The organism is Pseudoalteromonas sp. S4741 (assembly GCF_005886135.1).
In the GTDB taxonomy this organism is placed as follows: domain Bacteria; phylum Pseudomonadota; class Gammaproteobacteria; order Enterobacterales; family Alteromonadaceae; genus Pseudoalteromonas; species Pseudoalteromonas tetraodonis.
In genome coordinates, this window is sequence record NZ_PNCN01000051.1 from 1 (window position 1) to 17,795 (window position 17,795).

The 17,795-nt window shown below is 40.0% G+C and carries 14 protein-coding genes and 1 pseudogene; 6 read left to right on the forward strand and 9 right to left on the reverse strand.

The annotated features are described in order from the left end of the window. Positions 1–98 (forward strand): annotated as a pseudogene (locus tag CWC30_RS19245) (IS982 family transposase); the annotation flags it as partial. Positions 99–134: 36 nt separating this feature from the next. Here CWC30_RS19245 and topA read toward each other — a convergent pair. Both topA and CWC30_RS08480 read right to left on the reverse strand, forming a co-directional pair. Beyond that, a complete protein-coding gene (gene topA, locus CWC30_RS08475) occupies positions 135–2,843 on the reverse strand; it encodes a type I DNA topoisomerase (protein ID WP_138626860.1) in 2,709 nt (902 codons plus the stop codon). A gap of 253 nt (positions 2,844–3,096) precedes the next feature. Next, the gene (locus CWC30_RS08480) at positions 3,097–5,808 is read right to left on the reverse strand and encodes an Ig-like domain-containing protein (protein ID WP_138626861.1); all 2,712 of its coding nucleotides are present in this window, start codon (positions 5,806–5,808) and stop codon (positions 3,097–3,099) included. 185 nt (positions 5,809–5,993) lie between these two features. Here CWC30_RS08480 and CWC30_RS08485 point away from each other — a divergent pair, with 185 nt between their 5' ends. After that, a complete protein-coding gene (locus tag CWC30_RS08485) occupies positions 5,994–7,325 on the forward strand; it encodes a dicarboxylate/amino acid:cation symporter (RefSeq protein WP_013464802.1) in 1,332 nt (443 codons plus the stop codon). 72 nt (positions 7,326–7,397) lie between these two features. Here CWC30_RS08485 and sohB read toward each other — a convergent pair whose 3' ends face one another. Next, positions 7,398–8,414 (reverse strand): protease SohB, encoded by a 1,017-nt coding sequence (gene sohB / locus CWC30_RS08490; RefSeq protein ID WP_138626862.1) that lies wholly within the window; start codon positions 8,412–8,414, stop codon positions 7,398–7,400. Positions 8,415–8,514: 100 nt separating this feature from the next. Further along, positions 8,515–10,956 (reverse strand): VolA/Pla-1 family phospholipase, encoded by a 2,442-nt coding sequence (locus CWC30_RS08495; protein ID WP_138626863.1) that lies wholly within the window; start codon positions 10,954–10,956, stop codon positions 8,515–8,517. 207 nt (positions 10,957–11,163) lie between these two features. Here CWC30_RS08495 and CWC30_RS08500 point away from each other — a divergent pair, with 207 nt between their 5' ends. Then, positions 11,164–11,910: a YciK family oxidoreductase gene (locus CWC30_RS08500; RefSeq protein ID WP_010389778.1), complete on the forward strand. Its 747-nt coding sequence runs from the start codon at positions 11,164–11,166 to the stop codon at positions 11,908–11,910. Positions 11,911–11,982: 72 nt separating this feature from the next. Here CWC30_RS08500 and rluB read toward each other — a convergent pair whose 3' ends face one another. The 4 genes from rluB to CWC30_RS08520 all read right to left on the reverse strand — a co-directional run bounded on the left by rluB (position 11,983) and on the right by CWC30_RS08520 (position 14,746). Next, positions 11,983–12,852 carry a 23S rRNA pseudouridine(2605) synthase RluB gene (rluB, locus tag CWC30_RS08505; protein WP_036982855.1) on the reverse strand — a complete coding sequence of 290 codons (870 nt, stop codon included), beginning with the start codon at positions 12,850–12,852 and terminating at the stop codon, positions 11,983–11,985. Further along, positions 12,849–13,439: an SMC-Scp complex subunit ScpB gene (gene scpB / locus CWC30_RS08510; RefSeq protein WP_013464798.1), complete on the reverse strand. Its 591-nt coding sequence runs from the start codon at positions 13,437–13,439 to the stop codon at positions 12,849–12,851. Before scpB ends, rluB begins: the two co-directional genes overlap by 4 nt. 155 nt (positions 13,440–13,594) lie before the next feature. Beyond that, positions 13,595–14,113, reverse strand: coding sequence for an EF-hand domain-containing protein (locus tag CWC30_RS08515; protein ID WP_138626864.1), 519 nt, complete (start codon positions 14,111–14,113; stop codon positions 13,595–13,597). 201 nt (positions 14,114–14,314) lie between these two features. Further along, positions 14,315–14,746 carry an exonuclease III gene (locus CWC30_RS08520; RefSeq protein WP_138626865.1) on the reverse strand — a complete coding sequence of 144 codons (432 nt, stop codon included), beginning with the start codon at positions 14,744–14,746 and terminating at the stop codon, positions 14,315–14,317. A 240-nt stretch (positions 14,747–14,986) separates the two neighbouring features. On the opposite strand from CWC30_RS08520, the gene xthA reads away from it, so the two are divergent. The 3 genes from xthA to rlmA are packed head-to-tail and all read left to right on the forward strand — an operon-like array spanning position 14,987 to position 17,246. Beyond that, positions 14,987–15,793, forward strand: coding sequence for an exodeoxyribonuclease III (gene xthA / locus CWC30_RS08525; RefSeq protein ID WP_138626866.1), 807 nt, complete (start codon positions 14,987–14,989; stop codon positions 15,791–15,793). A gap of 5 nt (positions 15,794–15,798) precedes the next feature. Next, on the forward strand, positions 15,799–16,446 hold the full coding sequence (locus CWC30_RS08530) for an energy-coupling factor ABC transporter permease (protein ID WP_013464794.1): 648 nt from the start codon (positions 15,799–15,801) through the stop codon (positions 16,444–16,446). Further along, positions 16,443–17,246, forward strand: a complete 804-nt coding sequence (gene rlmA / locus CWC30_RS08535; protein WP_036982858.1) for a 23S rRNA (guanine(745)-N(1))-methyltransferase — start codon at positions 16,443–16,445, stop codon at positions 17,244–17,246. The genes CWC30_RS08530 and rlmA overlap by 4 nt, the downstream gene beginning before the upstream one ends. Here the strand turns inward: rlmA and yfbV are convergent. Beyond that, the gene (yfbV, locus tag CWC30_RS08540; protein ID WP_036982860.1) at positions 17,230–17,676 is read right to left on the reverse strand and encodes a terminus macrodomain insulation protein YfbV; all 447 of its coding nucleotides are present in this window, start codon (positions 17,674–17,676) and stop codon (positions 17,230–17,232) included. The genes rlmA and yfbV overlap by 17 nt on opposite strands. Positions 17,677–17,795 lie beyond the last annotated feature (119 nt).

A 17,795-nucleotide genomic window follows, 5' to 3' on the forward strand; every position in this document is an offset into this window, starting at 1 on the left:
GATTAATTGCCTATTGCCTAAAAGAGGAAAAGCCGTCATTAGATTTAACATCGCAAGAACTTGAAATTTTAGAGAGTAATAATCTAATGTTGGCTTAACCAGATCTCAGGTTACTTAAAGCGGTGAATAATTAATTATTCATCGTCTTTTTTTACTTTTGCTTTCGCTTTACTTTTAGCAGGCGCTTTTTTAGCGGCGGCTTTCTTTTTAGGCGCGGCTTTTTTCTTAGCCTCTTCTACCCATTTACCACCTTCGTAGTGTGCCGTCCAACCAGTTGCTTTGCCATCAACTTCTGTCATCACATATTGGGCTTTATTTTTACGGCTATAACGTACTACCGCTAGGTTACCATCTGGATCTTTTTCTGGTGCATCCGCTAGGTAATAAAACTTAGGTGAAATACGGTCTCTAAAACGCTTTAGCTCAGCCACTTTAGGCGCGCGCGTCTCGCGTGATTTAGGGAAAGTGTTAGCCGCCAAGAAAATACCTGCAGCGCCATCACGTAAAACAAAATAAGCGTCAGATTTTTCACATTCAAGTTCAGGTATGTGCACAGGGTCTTCTTTTGGTGGCGCAGCTTCGCCGTTTTTAAGTAACTTACGCGTGTTTTTACACTCTTCGTTGTTACAACCAAAATACTTACCAAAACGGCCTGATTTGAGCTCCATGTCTGAGCCACATTTATCACACTCGATAATCGGACCATCATACCCTTTAATCTTAAAGGTACCTTGCTCAACGATGTACCCTTCACAAGCAGGGTTATTACCACAAACATGTAATTTACGGGTTTCGTCTATTAGGTAAGAGTCCATAGCTGTTTCACAGATTGGACAGCGCTTCATTTGCATTAATGTTTCTGTTTCAACGTCTTCAACATCAGCTGCAACCGCTTCATCACCCGACACTAAGTTCATAGTGGTAGTACAGCGCTCTTTAGGTGGCAGGTTATAACCAGTACATCCTAAGAATACGCCCGTTGAAGCAGTACGAATACCCATTTTTCTGCCACACGTTGGGCAGTCAATATCGGTTTCTACCATTTGATTAAGACGCATACCGCCTTCATCGGGTTCACCTTTGGCAATCTTTAACTGGGTTGAAAAATCGGCATAAAACTTATCAAGTACCTGCGTCCAAACACGCTTACCTTCAGCAATATCATCTAAACGGCCTTCCATTTTAGCGGTAAAATCGAAGTTCATTAAATCGGTAAAGTTTTCAACAAGGCGATCGGTGACAATCTCCCCCATTTTTTCAGCGAAAAAGCGACGATTTTCTACTCGTACATAACCACGTTCTTGTATCGTTGATATAATAGAGGCATACGTGGAAGGACGACCAATCCCACGTTTCTCAAGCTCTTTAACTAAGCTTGCTTCACTAAAACGAGCCGGTGGCTTGGTAAAGTGCTGCTTAGGATCAAGCTCAACTAATGTGAGCACCTCGCCTTGCTTAACAGCAGGCAGCGATTGCTCTTCTTCATTCTTTTTACGTACTGCCGGTTGCACTTTAGTCCAACCATCAAAACGTAAAACACGTCCTTTTGCTTTCAATGTAAAATCGTTGGCAGCGACCGTTAAGGTGGTTAAATCGTACTCAGCTGGCACCATTTGACAGGCCACAAACTGACGCCAAATAAGCTCATAAAGCTTTTTCGCATCGGCATCCACACCTTCAACATGCCCAGAAAGCACTGATACGCTAGAAGGACGAATCGCTTCGTGCGCCTCTTGTGCATTACCTTTAGAGCTATAGTTAATCGGATCAGCAGGTAAATACTTGGCACCAAACTCATTGGTTACGTATTCGCGACACATTTCAACCGCATCTTTCGATAAATTAGTTGAATCGGTACGCATATAAGTAATATAACCCCCCTCGTATAAACGCTGGGCAAGCATCATGGTCTTTTTAACGCCATAACCTAATCGGGTACTTGCTGCTTGTTGCATTGTTGAAGTAATAAATGGCGCACTTGGACGGCTCTTACTTGGTTTCTCTTCAACGCTTACAACTTTATATTCGGCATTCTCAAGGCTTTTAACTGCTGCACTAGCCTGAGCTTCATTTACTGGCTTAAATGGCTTGTCTGCTTGTTTAGTGACTTCTAAACGTAGGTCAGACTCGCTATTTTTAACATCGGCATGAATGTCCCAAAATTCTTCAGGAATAAATGCTTTAATTTCACGTTCGCGTTCAACTAATAAACGCACTGCAACAGATTGCACTCGACCCGCTGATAAACCACGCGCTACTTTAGCCCATAATAGGGGCGATACCATAAAGCCAACAACACGGTCTAAGAAGCGACGGGTCTGCTGTGCATAAACCATGTCGGTGTTTAACTCACCTGGGGTTTCGAATGCTTGTTGTATTGCATTTTTAGTGATTTCGTTAAAAACAACACGCTTATATTTTTCTGGCTCGCCACCAATAATTTCTTGAAGGTGCCAAGCAATAGCTTCCCCTTCTCTATCCAAATCCGTTGCGAGATAGATTTTATCAGCGTTTTGGGCAAGCTTTTGTAATTCTTGAACAACCTTTTCTTTACCCGGCAATATTTCGTAATGTGGCTCCCATCCTTTTTCAGGATCGATTCCCATTCGCGCGACTAAGTTAGTGTAGTCACGTTGCTGTTTATACGCTGCTTTCTCATCAGGTGGCATTTTACGCACTTCAGCAGGCGTTTTGCTTGCTGGTGCCTTGTTTTTGCCAGAACCTGAAGTAGGTAAATCTCGTACGTGTCCAATACTGGACTTTACGATAAAATCATTACCTAAGTATTTATTAATTGTTTTAGCCTTAGCAGGTGACTCTACAATTACTAGCGATTTGCCCATAGTTGCCTATTTCTAACCTAGTTTTTTAAATGTGTTTAGCCGACTCATGCGGCGCGAATATTTATAGGTATATCTACAAACACTAGTTCTTACAAGCTTTTAATACAAACTTTTCAGTATTTACTGAATAAACAAACAATTTCTGTTGTAAATTTAATCAAACCAGTGCTTTTTGAATAATTGATGTGGAATATATAGAATAGAAACAAAAATGCCAACCTTATTGGTTGGCATTTTCTATGCTTTATTAATTTTAAACCTTAGGCTCGTCTAAAATCGACATCACGGTATATTGAGTTTTCACCCCACCAGGGGTCACAAATTCGATGTATAAAAAGCCAGAATCAACATCATTTGGCTCAGCCTCTTTTGTAATATTTACTGAAACAGAGATAGGCACTTGTTGAGCAGTATTCACAACGGTGTAATCTGTTAACCCTCTTAACACACCATTGTCGGCAGTGACAGTAACTTTAGTACCTGCAGGCAATGGATTATTATGAATATCACTGAAGAAGATAGTCACTGAAATCGCGCTGTAAGGTGTGGAATTGCTAATATCAATAAGGTTTATGTCACACATACCCGCCATATCGGAAGCTTCTAAGCTAATACCATCACTTAAACTACAGTCATCTAAAGCCGTTACAGCTCTAATGTAAGGTGTACTTCCAGACATCACTAACTCTGAACGATCGCGTACATTTACTGTTTCACGCGTACATGCATTTGCAGCAAGCGCCTCGTCACTACATAACAAGCCATTGTAAATGCCATCGCCGGAATCAAACTGACCATTATTTAGTGCACCAGAGCGCTCCACATACCACTCATCCTCACCGCCATTAGAATTTACGGGGTTCGCAGGTGCGGGTAAATTTCCGTCAAAAATACCGTTTTCATTAAAATCTATAAAGGCTTCAGGTAAATCTTGTAATGTAGAATCAAACTCGTTTTGATTAAATTCACCGTTAGCAGATACATCGTTAAATGATTCTTCACCCACTGAGTATGCTAACAAGCTTACACGACCACCTAATGGATAATCTATTGGCGCATTACTTGGCGCATCCGCAAGTGATATCGGGTTACCACTACTATCAAGATAGGTAAGTAGATTGCCGTTTGTGTCTAGTTGTGACTCTCTGATACCTAATGTACAAGGTGCTGCTTGACCAAAAAAACGGTCACACTTATCAGCCACAGAGTTTTTATAAATGCTGTAATGATAAGGAATTGGGTTTTGGCTACGCCACTGCGCTTTACACACACCATCTATGGTGCGGCAAAGTAATAAAGGTGTAAATTGTTGATCATCTATTGTGCCTACTGCACCACCTTCGCTGGCTATATAAATTGCCGTGTTATCAGGAACAAAATTATTAAAGTGATCGGCTGCAAATACAGTTAAGTCTGTTGTCACCCCGGCTTCATTTAATGACTCGGTATTAAATGTTTGCACTGCAAGCGTAAAACTGTCTTGATCTGGCACACCTGTGGTAATGGTTATGTCATTTGACACAATAGAAATCACATTATTTTGTGATGCGTCGCCAGCCTCAACTTGATGTGATGCAATAACAGATAAAACTCCTGCGGCTCTTCCTGAGCGGACATTTACAGTCACTAAACCTTCATTATTGGTAAACTGAAATGCACTGTCTAGCAACGCGCCGCCGGGGTTTTGCGAAAGAGCAAAATCAATTTGCTTTTGACCAACAGGGTTACCATTAATATCTAAAAGTTTAAAGGTAAGCTCTGAATTTTCAGTAAGAGTCTGACCGCCAGCTCCTTTAATAGCTAACACTTGATTGGTCACACCCATAAACGCGATTGAACCCGTTTGAGCGGCAGCTACATTAATATTAATTGTTTTAGTAGCAACGTTGCCACCGGTAACCACGGTTGCTGTAATCGTATCTATACCATTACAACCATCCGCTTTATAAGTTGCGCTTGCCGTGCCGCCAATGCTAGTTACCACACTATCGATAGTGGCTCTAGGAGTAGATTCTTCAGCACATGCCGAGGTAAATTGTACTTCAAGTGGAGTGGTGAATAAGTTATTGCTGCCATCTACAATCTGAGCGGTAATAATAGTAGTAGAACCTGCAGACAACACATCACCAGTTGCAATACCCGCGCTTAAATTTACATTAACTTGAACAGCGTTAATTTCAAATAAAGCACTCGCAACGCCGCCCTGAGCGGTTAACTCAACTTGGCCAACACCTGAGCTACTGCCAGGCAATAAATTCAAAATAGCAACACCAAACGCATCCGTTTTAGCCGTTAAGCTTTCAGGTAATAAAATACCTAGCGTTGTTGTCGCTTGAACCAGTACATTACTTGCTGGCGTATTACTGCCAGGTTTGGTGATTTTTGCGTATACAATAGCTTGTTGCCCAAGTAAATTACTATTTTGAGAACAGTCAGATGGATCAAGCTCTATAGAATCTCTGTCTATATTTAACCAGCTATCAGGGCAGTTTTGTAAAATTTTAATGTCAATATTTGCGGTTGAGTCATTCGATTGAGGCTCATCACCTGCCGTGTAAAAGCCAAGTTTACTTGTTGCGTCTTCGTAGCTAGCAACAATGGTTCCTGCTCCTTCAACACTACCCGCGCTAAGCTCGATAGTTGCAACACCGCTGGAATTTGTTAAAGCGCTACCTGTAGCCGGTATAAAAGAACCCAGTGTTGTGGTAAAGCTTACCTCTTGACGCACAACAGGTTGACCATCACTTCCGGTTACCGTTGCAACCACCTCTAGCGGGTTATCGGCAGTAACAATTCTATCTTCAAAATCAAGTTCAACTTGAATTGCTTGTTCGATAGCGTCTCCACCGGTGCCTCCAGTATCACCGCCAACGGTTCCACTTTCTTTTTCCAGTGAGCCACCACCGCCACAGGCGATGAGTAATGTGCTGAGCCATATAATGCTGAGCAAACGAGTTAAAGGCATAGGTTTCTCCGTTGCGCTATTACTAAGTTAAACTTATCTACTTAATGTTAACCTATAACTTAGTCTAAAATCTCAGTTTTTTACTCCTTTTTTTGATAAAAATTTTTAAAAAGTTGACGTTTTTTCTGTAAAAAAAATTACATGCTGTTAGTCTATGCCAAATTTATAAAAAATAGATTGGAAATATGTCTAAAATCCGTTCAATGAGTTTAACTACTCGCATCATGATTGGTATGGTGCTTGGTGTTGCAGTAGGCTTTATATTTCAGGCTATATTAGCTGGTGAAGACGATTACCTAATCCCTCTTGGGTTATTCTCTTTGCCAATTAAAGCCTTTTTTGTTGATGGCCTTTTTCATGTAGGTGGGCAAATATTTATAGCCAGTTTGAAAATGCTGGTTGTGCCTTTAGTATTTGTATCACTGGTATGTGGTACCTGCAGTTTAAGCGATCCTAAAAAACTAGGTCGTTTAGGCGGTAAATCAATTGGTTTATACTTAGTTACAACGGCAATAGCGATTACAGTGGCAATTACACTCGCGTTACTATTTAACCCAGGTGAAGGCATTGGGTTACCTTCTCAAGCAAGCTATGATGCCAAAGAAGCGCCTACTTTAGCTCGCGTAATTATTGATATGTTCCCTACCAACCCTTTTGAAGCAATGGCAAAGGGCAACATGTTACAAGTAATTGTATTTGCTTTGTTATTCGGTATTGCAATGGCACTTAGCGGAAAAGCAGGTAAACGTGTCGCTACTGTATTTGAAGACTTAAACACGGTTATCTTAAAACTAGTTACTTTGTTAATGAATATTGCCCCTTACGGCGTATTCTTCTTAATGGCTAAGTTATTTACTACTATCGAGCTTAACTTAATTGTAAGCTTAGCTAAGTACTTTGGCGTCGTTGTTTTAGCCCTGTTATTGCATGCATTCGTAAACTACACCCTACTGCTAAAAATACTTACAGGCCTAAACCCGCTCACTTTCTTAGCTAAAATGAAGCACACCTGTTTATTTGCTTTTAGCACCTCAAGTTCAAGCGCAACTATGCCTATCACACTTGAAACTGCAACTAAGAAGCTAGGCGCTAATAACTCAGTGGCTTCATTTACTATTCCATTAGGCGCAACCATTAATATGGATGGCACTGCAATTATGCAAGGTGTCGCTACGGTATTTATTGCTCAAGTATTTAGTGTTGATTTAACTATTTCTGATTACTTAATGGTGATATTAACAGCAACGCTTGCCTCGGTTGGTACAGCGGGTGTTCCTGGTGTTGGCTTAATTATGCTGGCTATGGTACTAAACCAAGTAGGCCTACCGGTTGAAGGCATCGCAATTATAATAGGTGTTGATAGACTACTTGATATGACCCGCACCGCAGTAAATGTAACAGGTGACTGTATGGTAACCTGTGTAGTTGCTAAAAGTGAGGGTGAATTAGATGAAAGTATCTTTAACGACCCTAATGCAGCTAAAGACTTAGAAGACTATCACAAGTCAATTGACTAACCGCTTCTCTTGTTAGTTATAAAAAAAGCCTTGCTACTTTAAGTAACAAGGCTTTTTTATTGAGTTTTGTTATTAGGGATTTAACGCCTTAAATTTTGACATTAAACTTACACCTGCTTTATTCACTCCATGGCTAAGCCCTATTGCAAGCTTATCACTTAAACCTTTTTTAATTTTGTATTGCACTTTATAAATTTGATGCTGATGTTGCTGCTCTAACAATGCATCATCACTGGTTTTAATAGTATCAACCAACCCTTTTTCAATCGCTTGGGTTGCAAACCAATGTTCACCCGTTGCCACTAAATCCATATTTAAACTTGGGCGCTGTGTGCTTACAAACGTTTTAAACAACACATGAGTTTGCTCTATCTCTTCACGAAACTTTTCACGGGCTTTATCGGTATTTTCACCAAATAACGTTAGCGTACGTTTAAATTCGCCCGCCGTAATTTGTTCAAAATCAACATCGTTCTTCTTCAATATTTTATTAAAGTTTGGAATTTGTGCAATAACACCAATAGAGCCAACAATTGCGAACGGCGCTGCAATGATATGATCAGCCACACAAGCCATCATGTAGCCACCACTGGCAGCGACTTTGTCTATTGATACAGTCAACTCAATACCAGCTGATTTAAAGCGTTGTAATTGTGATGCAGCTAAACCATAGCCATGTACCACGCCGCCACCACTTTCAAGACGAACTAACACTTTGTCCTTTTCAGGGTCCGCGATTGAAATAATCGCAGTCACTTCTTCGCGTAAACTCTCTACTTCATGTGCATCCATGCTGCCGTTAAAGTCAATAACATAGAGTCGTGATTTAGGCTCTTCTTTTTCAGCTTTTTTTTGCTCTATTTTTTGTTGCTTTTGATAGGCTTTTAGCTCTTTTTTACCTAGCGTATTATTTAAAAAGCTTTCTTTTATATTAGTAAGCTGCTCTGATAAGTCATCTATTTCTATCTCACCTTTTTTTGCTTTTGGCTTAACAGCCGAGCTTACAATTAAGGTCAAAATGACAGCGATAGCAATAACAAAGGTAATGGTTTTAGCAAAAAACAAACCGTACTCGTATAAAAATTCCAACTGTGTTCTCCGTTTATAAATTTCAGTCAATTTAGCATGCTTTAAAATAAAAAAAAGCCACTATACAGTGGCTTTTAGTACTTAATTGAGTGGTTGATTATTAATTCGTCACAACCTCAGTGTTTTGCACCATTAAAAGGCGCCCTCTTGAAGCTAGGTAAGTAGCAACCTGCAATTGCATTTCAGCATTCGCAGCTGCACTACCCGCAACTGTAGACGACTCACCTTCATCTTGTGCTGGCGTTAATATTGACCCATGATGGCCGGTATTAAATTTAACTAAATAGCTAGAGCCCATTTCTGTTGGCGCTTGAGTGGTACTCACCGTGTCTAACCCCATAAAGTTAGCCAAAGGGACAGTACCTGCAATTGGATTGTTAGCAGTCATTGGCGGAATAACTTGGTCTGGCTTGTTATTATCTGTGCCATCACCAACAACAACATTCATATACACGGGTGTTTCAAGAGCTTTAACCGTTGCTGCATAGTTAGTCGGGTCGCCACTATCTAATGCGGTTTGAGCTGCAAATACAAACTGCGTCATCACGCTTTTGATATTAGCAAGTTTGTCAGTTTCGCCAGCCATGGTAAGTGCCGTTGCAAACTCAGTAAAGCCACAGCTTAAGAAGTCCTGCATGTCTGGTAACAAGGCGCCACAGTTCGATAACGCACCAGCATTTAAGAATGCATTAAACTCGTCAGCTTCAGCAGTTCCAGCTTTAGCAAGGACAGAGCCTTGAATAAATGGACCAAACGCTGCTGATTCTAGTAAGAAGCTTGCAATACCGCCACCACCACTTGCTAATGCTACAGCGTTAACCTTAAATAATGGGTCTACTTGGTCGGCCAATGGGCTATTAGCTTGTGCAATAAACGCAGGCGCTACAATTGATCCCAGAGAGTGTCCAATGTAAGACACATCTTGTGAATTCATTGCGCTATCACCGCTGAAGTTTAGACCTAAACGTAAACCAAGTAAGTCAGCACTTGACTGGCGTAGGCTATCTCTAGCTACTAATAATGAGCTCAAGTTCATGTAACTAAGTACAGAGCCTTTTCCCGAAGTTGCGTTAAAGTCATCGTTACCGTCTAAATCAACGTCTACACCACGCTCGCCATGACGAGGATGATCAATTGCAACTGTGGCAAACCCTTGCAGTGAAAGCTGCGCTGTTAGTGTTAACATGCTTTCTTTTTGTGTGGTTATACCGTGTTGCATAATCACTACTGGCCAACCACCTGCTGGCATAGCAGTAAATGGCTCTAAACCTAAACCTGTACGGTATGCATTAACAACCGGTAAAATCGGCTTAGTAATTTGCACTGGCACATTAGCCATACTTTGCACTTTAGGAAGTGAGTTATATTTAGTTAAGTGTTTAGTGCTATCAAGCCCTAAATCACGAAGCTGTCCATCACTTAAAGCAGCACACATTGCATCGTTAGTGCTAATAGGATCGGTTGGGAACGCTTCACCAGCTTGCGCTTTATAGCCTAAAATAGCGACAGCACTATCACACATACCTTGCCAGTAAGTATCGTTTAAATCACTGATCTCTTTACCTTCAGGCGTGCCTAAATACATAGGTAATTGAATGCTGCCTTTTTGATATTGTGCCGCCTGAAATACGTTGGGGACTGCTCTACCTAAGTCCTCAAAGATATCCTGTACGTTTTGCATGGGCTGTGTTGGGATTTGCAACGCAGGGGTTGGAATTGTTGGCTCTGTTAAGCTTGCTGCTAAAACCTTTTTTATCGTACCAAGCACTGCTCCTGCTGATTGCATTGTCATGGCAGCCGAGTAAATAATATCGTCTTTAGTAATATCGCCAGAGCTTACCACTACGTTTTCGTAGCTATTAACAGCTCCTTGCAGCGCAAGTTGTGATGGCGTTACTAAAGGCGCTTCTTGTTTAACAGTGGCATACGTTGAAGATGGTTCAATTGAGCGCCCTTCTGAATCTTTCAGTCCAGTCGTTAACACATTAATGTATGAACTACCGGCCTTAAATGGCTTAAGTGGAATAATAGCAACCGCGTCTCCAGAGCCTTGTGTAACAAAATCAACACCAAAGGTCAGTTCACCTACTAGTTTACATGCTGTACCAGCTGGTGCTTGCGAGCATTCGGCATCTGTTAGGCTTGCACCCATGATCACTTCAAAAATACGTACTGAGCCTGGTGAAGCTGCAGACGATTCATCTAGACTAATGCCCGGTGGAAACGTTAAATCTATTTTAAAAGGAACTTGCGTAGACCAGCCATCAAGTGCCCCTAGTGCAAGTTGCGGATCTGCATATTCAGCTCGAGAGATAGAAACATTCTCGTCATTTAATTCCCCAGGAATATTGAGTGTGCCATCAAGCGTACCGCTCATTAATAAATCATTAGGAACCGAAATTACACCATTTGCAGGGTCAAACTTTACCGTAGCTTTTGGAATAACTGTAACCGAATCGTTTTTAACATCTTCTAACGTTTCTCCGCCGCCACAGCCTGCTAATGCAGCTGCAACTGAGAGCGAGAGTAGCATTTTTTTCATAGTGTTCTCCGCACAAATCTTATTTTTATAGTGTGTTTATAGTCAGTGTAATTAAGTTAAAATAATGTAGCTAGTATATTAATGAGACATTAGACCAGTTAAACTTAACGTAAACTTTCTAGTTTCGCCACCTAAATTTGTAATAAATTCGATTACTTGTCGATTTGCTATGTTAAAATCAAAAAAAATTTAAACATTGGTACTTTTATGCATACCTATCAAGCAACTGAAAACGCACTTAAAGACAAAGTAATTTTGATCACAGGCGCAGGTGATGGTATCGGCCGTGTCGCAGCTATTACCTATGCTAAACATGGTGCAACCGTTATTTTATTAGGAAAAACAACTAATAAACTAGAATGTGTGTATGACGAAATAGTCAATGCAGGCTACCCACAGCCAGCGATTGTGCCTATGGACTTAAAAGGTGCAACTAAGCAGAACTATCGTGATTTAGCCGCAACGATCGAAAGTCAATTTGGCCGCCTTGATGGACTATTAAATAACGCGGGTATTTTAGGTACTTTAGGGCCGTTAGAGCATTTTTGTTCATCAACATTCGAAAACGTCATGAAAGTAAACGTCACCGCACAAGCGATGATCACTAAAGCGCTATTCCCTGTTATGCGTAAATCAAAAAGTGCCTCAGTGGTATTTACCTCATCGGGTGTCGGTCGTAAAGGAAGAGAGTTTTGGGGACCTTATGCAATTTCTAAATTTGCAGTAGAAGGTATGATGCAAACATGGGCGTGTGAAGTTGAAAAAACGCCAATCCGTGTTAACTGTATTAACCCAGGCGCAACCCGTACATCAATGCGTGCAAGTGCATTCCCAGGTGAAGATCGTGATTTACTCGCAACACCTGAAGATTTAATGCCAACTTACCTGTATTTAATGAGTGATGACTCAAAAGATATCAATGGCCAATCGTTAGACGCACAAGCTAAAAAGTAATATTTAGTTTTAAACATAAAAAAGCCGCTATAAAAAGCGGCTTTATTATTTTATTAGTAGCTAATAGCATATTTACTTACGTTTAGTCGGTTTTACACGTTGATTGTGCTTTTTAACCGCCTTGCGAATTTGGTTTATTTTAGCGCGCTTGTCTTTACGCTTTTCAGGAATAACAGACAGCTTAGTTTGTGTTTCTTTGCCAAGCTTTACTGTTTTACGTAAATAGTTAACCGTATCTAAATCATACTCAATCCAGCCACCTTGCGGTACACGCTTATCAAGCTCTAATTTACCGTAACGAATACGAATAAGACGTGATACTTCCACATCTTGTGATTGCCATAAACGACGCACTTCACGGTTACGACCTTCGTTAAGCGTTACATTATACCAACGATTAATACCTTCACCGCCCATAGGCTTGATACCAGTGAACTTTGCGGGGCCATCTTCAAGTTCTACGCCACGCAGTAAGTTTTTTATTGTTTCGTTAGTGACTTCACCAAATACACGTGCTGAATATTCGCGTTCAACTTCATAGCTTGGGTGCATTAAGCGGTTTGCCAATTCACCGTCATTAGTAAACAGCATTAGACCTGAGGTATTAACGTCTAATCGGCCTACTGCTATCCAGCGATCGCCATCAATACGAGGTAAGCGGTCAAAAACGGTTCTACGGCCTTCAGGGTCTTTACGCGTACTTAACTCACCCTCTGGTTTGTTATACATAATTACACGACAAATTCTGTCTGCTTTTTCCTCTATTTTAACGGTATGGCCGTCAACACGAATTAAATCGGTTTCTTCAACCCTGTCGCCTAACTTAGCTACTTTACCATTTACACTCACACGATTTGCATCAATGTATTTTTCCATTTCACGGCGTGAGCCTACACCTGCACGGGCTAGGACTTTTTGTAACTTTTCACCTTGTATACTCATTCGGATGGTTCTCTCACAGAAGGATCACTTAATAACTGGGTAATTTTACTTTGCTGTTGCTCTGGCAATGCGGGTAAATCATGAAGTCCCGTTATCGAAAAATAATCTAAAAATTGTTTAGTCGTTGCATAAAGTGCCGGTTTACCAGGTACTTCTTTATGCCCAACTACTTTAATCCACTCTCTTTCAAGCAGAGTTTTAATAATATTTGAGCCAGTTGCTACACCCCGAACTTGCTCAATTTCACCACGGGTAATGGGTTGCTTGTATGCAATTAACGACAGGGTTTCGAGTAAAGCTCTCGAGTATTTAGGGGCACGTTCTTGCCATAAATTACTCAACCATGGGCTTAAACTACTGCACGCTTGAAAACGATAGCCACTGCCTACCTCAACTAAACGTATTCCACGCGTCTGATAGTGAACTTGAATGGCCTCTACAGCATCATTAATGCGCGCCATAGAAATTGCTAAGTCGTTTAAAACCGTGTCCTTAAGATGACGTTTTGATACGGGCTTGCCTGCCACAAAAATCGCCGCTTCAATGATTTCAATTAATTGTTCATCACTAATTCGCCGACCAACCATAATCACTCTAAAGTTAATAAACACACACAGCCATCTATTATGACAGAACAACGGCAAACTAGGAAAACATATTAATAAAATAACATTTTATAGGTATAAAAAAGCCAGTGAAAAACACTGGCTTGGTATCAAGTGTATTTAATAATGTAATTTAGCTATTTTTTAAATTGCTCAAGTGCATCGTCCTCTGCAACAGAATCACCATGCTTTTGGATATAGCTATCAAACTCTTTTTTACTTACTCGTTTATCTTTATTGCTGTCCATGTAACCAAAATGATTTGAAATATCATCATCGTCAGCTTCAGAAACTGAAATAAAACCGTTGCTATCATTATCTAAGCTTTTAAAGTCATTTTCTATTTTATCAAACTTCGCAATATCAGCCTTAAATGCAGACTCACTCACTTCACTATCTGTAGCAACTTTCCCAGCATTTAGCTGCATATAAGCGTCATATTCATTACGGCTTATTTGATTATCCATATTAGTATCTATATTCGAAAAGTGCTGCCAAATACTATCATCGTCGGCTTCTATTTTAGAAATAAAGCCATCGCCATCGTTATCTAAGCTTGCAAAATCACTGTCGATTTTTTCTAAACCTTGATTAGAAGAACAAGCTGCTAAACTCAATGCGGCTAAAACAGTAGAAACTATCGTTAATTTTTTCATCAGACGTATCCTTGTATTAATAAATTTCAATTCTAGTAATACAAATACGATGCCAAAAAAAATAAACTATTAAAATCAAACAATTAACCAAAAACAACTTCTATTGCGATATTCAATAATGCAATTTTTGCAAGCTACTCTGGTAATTTTTGCAAAAAAAAGCTCGGTAAGAACCGAGCTATTTATATCTAAAACGGTAATTTAGATTGCAGCGTTTTGGTAACGCTTAACAAAATCAGTAACGCTTTGGCCATTACACTTTAATGAATTTAAGTTACCAATTTGCTTACGTACTGGTTGTAGGCCTTGCTTTAATGCAGTCATACATAACTGTGTTTCTTGGTGTGAATCTTTTGCAAATACTTCTACTTTAGACACAACTGATTGCGTTGCTTCTTCTTTTTTTGCAATGTCATGGATGTCTTGACCGTTACATAGGATACTTTTTGAATAACGTGATAAATATACACCGTGCTTTGCTGCCATTTTACGAGCAGCCGAAAACCCCTCATTGGCGCTTACTACACATAAGTTAGACTCTAATTTGTTGTCTTGGCTGTAATACGTATTGCTTTGCGCAGTAGCAGTTACAGAAACAAAAAGAGAGGCGGCTAAAAGTAATTGAGTTTTCATTAGGAGGTCCTATTTGAACGAGTTAAACATACGATTTTTGCGCACTATATAGACAAGTTTTAACATATAAATTGAATATTTTATTTATTTTATTGTTTAATATTGCATTTACAATGTTTAAACATTAAGCAAAAATTGTTCAACATTTGTGCAGCTATTTTCTCGTTTCAGTCATGTTATGTCGCTCCAAATACTGATACAATTTGGCCAACAATGAAAATAAATTTGAAGGTAAACTTTATGAAAGTGATTTCTTTTAATATCAATGGTCTGCGTGCTCGCCTACATCAGTTACAAGCTATTATTGATAAACACCAGCCAGATATTATTGGTCTTCAAGAGATCAAAGTGCACGATGAAGCGTTTCCGCTAGAAGATGTACAAAAAATGGGTTATCACGTTTATTTTCATGGACAAAAAGCGCATTACGGTGTGGCAATGTTATGCAAAAAAGAGCCTAAGTCGGTATTAAAAGGCTTTTCCACCGACACAGATGAGTCGCAAAAGCGAATGATCAGCGTTACCGTAGAGCAAGAAAATGGCCGTGACCTACATGTTATGAATGGCTACTTCCCGCAAGGCGATAACATCAATCACGAAACTAAATTCCCTTATAAACGTCAATTTTATCAAGACTTAATGACTCACCTAAATAGTCATTACACGCCTGATCAAGATGTAATTGTAATGGGCGATATTAATATCTCTCCAACCGATTTAGATATTGGTATTGGTGAGGTAAACGCAAAACGCTGGTTAAAAACCGGAAAATGTTCATTTCAACCCGTTGAGCGTGAATGGCTAGCAACGTTATTAAACTGGGGCTTTAAAGACACCTTTAGAGAGCAAAACCCAGAAACTAACGATCAATACTCGTGGTTTGACTACCGCTCTAAGGGTTTTGTTGATAATCGTGGACTAAGGATTGATGTGGTTCTGGCAACGCATGACTTAGCAGCTCGCTGTATCGACACCGGTATAGATTACGAATTACGTGCTATCGACAAGCCTTCAGATCATGCCCCTATTTGGTCTGAGTTTAATTAACGATTATGCTAAGCGTGCAATTACAGGCATTACTGTGGATTGGTGTTATTGTTATTGGCTTTTTAAGTGTTAATAAATCAACATACGCCAATTTATTTAATACGCCAGCAAGGCAAACCGGTGTGTTTGCCTGCGCGCTGGTGCTCGCTTTACTATGGCGTATAAAAGCCGGTATTTTACCTGGTCTTGATCTTCATATATTGGGCATTACTGCTGTTACGCTGATTTTAGGCTGGCGTCTGGCTATTTTAAGTTGTGTATTAGCAACAGCCCTGCTAACTGCTTTTGGACAAATAGCATTCGAGCTGATTGCGGTAAAATTACTAATAAGTGCGTTTATTCCAGTATTATTAAGCTACTTTGTATTTATGCTTTGTTACCACTACTTAGCGCGGCACTTTTTTATCTATATATTTGTTTGTAGCTTTTTAACGGCTGGTGTCGTTGCTTGCGTTAACATTATACTCGGGGGTGTTTTTTATTACGCAATTGGCGAATATAATTGGCATCAGCTAACAGAAAACTACATTTATCTCAGTCCTATTTTAGCGTTTCCTGAAGCAATGCTAAACGGTATGGCAATAACTGTTATGATCACCTATCGCCCGCACTGGGTAAAAACTTTTTTTGATAAGGACTATTTAGGCTCATGAGTCTTCATTACCATTGCCCTATTTGCAAACTTCCATTGGCACTTAATGAAAAAACATTACGCTGTGATAATAACCACAGCTTTGATTTTGCCAAAGAAGGCTATGTAAACTTACTCCCCGTGCAAAATAAAAACTCTAAACAGCCCGGTGACTCTTTAGAAATGGTACAAGCAAGGCGTTCTTTTTTAGAGCAAGGCCATTATGCATTTTTACAGACGGCCTTAGCTAATTTAGTCAAACCGCTCAATGCAAATATAGTGATTGATTTAGGGTGTGGCGAGGGGTTTTACACCCATGCTATAGCAAATAACACGCAAGCTACTGTGTATGGTGTTGATATATCTAAGTCGGCGGTAAAATACGCAGCAAAACGATACAAACAATGTCAATTTAGCGTGGCATCAATAAGCCACGCGCCCTTTAATGATCACCTTGCTGATGTGTTAATTAGCGTGTTTGCCCCTTTGTTCGACGATGAACTTTCTCGCCTTGTGAAAGAGGATGGCTGTTTAGTGGTGGCAAGCCCTGGGCCTATGCACCTCAAAGAGTTGAAAAAATATATCTATAATACGGTAAATGAACATACTGAAGTTGCTACGCCAACAGGCTTTAACCAATCATCGCAACAGCTCATTACAGAGCAAGTGTCACTCACATTTAGCGACGTAAGAAATTTAATAATGATGACACCCTTTGCATGGAAGTTCAGACCCGAGCATTGGCAGGCACTTGAACAAAAACAGCATCATAAGGTTACCTTGTCATTTTATATTAGCCAGTTTGTTAAAACTGCTCTTTAGTAAAGGTTTTATCCATTTTATCAAACATGTCTTTTAACAATTCAGCAAGCTCCAAATAGCGGGGCTTGTTTTTCCCCATTTGTGCGTCGTAACCGTTGGCGACCATTTTTGCAAACAACTCGTTGTACCATTGCAGCATAGCGGGTTCTAATTCTGTTTGCGCACGTTTACCTAGCCATAAAAGTCCTTGTAACGGCAAGGAGATAAAAAATAGACTACTGGCAATAGCTTGAGGTAAAAAATCAGAGCCTAAATAATTAAGCTGAAAAAACAAAGTTAGCATGGCTAAAATAGGCATTACTGTAATCGCAAGCTCGGTTGCTCTGATCACTTTAAACTCGGCAAATAATGGCGCGACCTCTTTACGCATAGGCCATGTTTTAGCATAAGCGCGCCCTAATTGAACTTGTGATATCACACTTTTTTGCATTATAAATCCTCACAATCACGGCATTTAACACTTGTAAAAGCATCTTGCTTATAAAAGTGTAACACAACTCTAACTTTATCGGTAAAAATGCTTAATTTCATTAGTAAAACTCACAAAAA

Excerpts from the sequence above, each read along its gene's own strand:
- topA (WP_138626860.1), bottom strand. The coding sequence starts at position 2,843 with ATGGGCAAATCGCTAGTAATTGTAGAGTCACCTGCTAAGGCTAAAACA.
- CWC30_RS08480 (WP_138626861.1), bottom strand. The coding sequence starts at position 5,808 with ATGCCTTTAACTCGTTTGCTCAGCATTATATGGCTCAGCACATTACTC.
- CWC30_RS08485 (WP_013464802.1), top strand. The coding sequence starts at position 5,994 with ATGTCTAAAATCCGTTCAATGAGTTTAACTACTCGCATCATGATTGGT.
- CWC30_RS08495 (WP_138626863.1), bottom strand. The coding sequence starts at position 10,956 with ATGAAAAAAATGCTACTCTCGCTCTCAGTTGCAGCTGCATTAGCAGGC.
- CWC30_RS08500 (WP_010389778.1), top strand. The coding sequence starts at position 11,164 with ATGCATACCTATCAAGCAACTGAAAACGCACTTAAAGACAAAGTAATT.
- rluB (WP_036982855.1), bottom strand. The coding sequence starts at position 12,852 with ATGAGTATACAAGGTGAAAAGTTACAAAAAGTCCTAGCCCGTGCAGGT.
- scpB (WP_013464798.1), bottom strand. The coding sequence starts at position 13,439 with ATGGTTGGTCGGCGAATTAGTGATGAACAATTAATTGAAATCATTGAA.
- CWC30_RS08515 (WP_138626864.1), bottom strand. The coding sequence starts at position 14,113 with ATGAAAAAATTAACGATAGTTTCTACTGTTTTAGCCGCATTGAGTTTA.
- CWC30_RS08520 (WP_138626865.1), bottom strand. The coding sequence starts at position 14,746 with ATGAAAACTCAATTACTTTTAGCCGCCTCTCTTTTTGTTTCTGTAACT.
- xthA (WP_138626866.1), top strand. The coding sequence starts at position 14,987 with ATGAAAGTGATTTCTTTTAATATCAATGGTCTGCGTGCTCGCCTACAT.
- CWC30_RS08530 (WP_013464794.1), top strand. The coding sequence starts at position 15,799 with ATGCTAAGCGTGCAATTACAGGCATTACTGTGGATTGGTGTTATTGTT.
- rlmA (WP_036982858.1), top strand. The coding sequence starts at position 16,443 with ATGAGTCTTCATTACCATTGCCCTATTTGCAAACTTCCATTGGCACTT.
- yfbV (WP_036982860.1), bottom strand. The coding sequence starts at position 17,676 with ATGCAAAAAAGTGTGATATCACAAGTTCAATTAGGGCGCGCTTATGCT.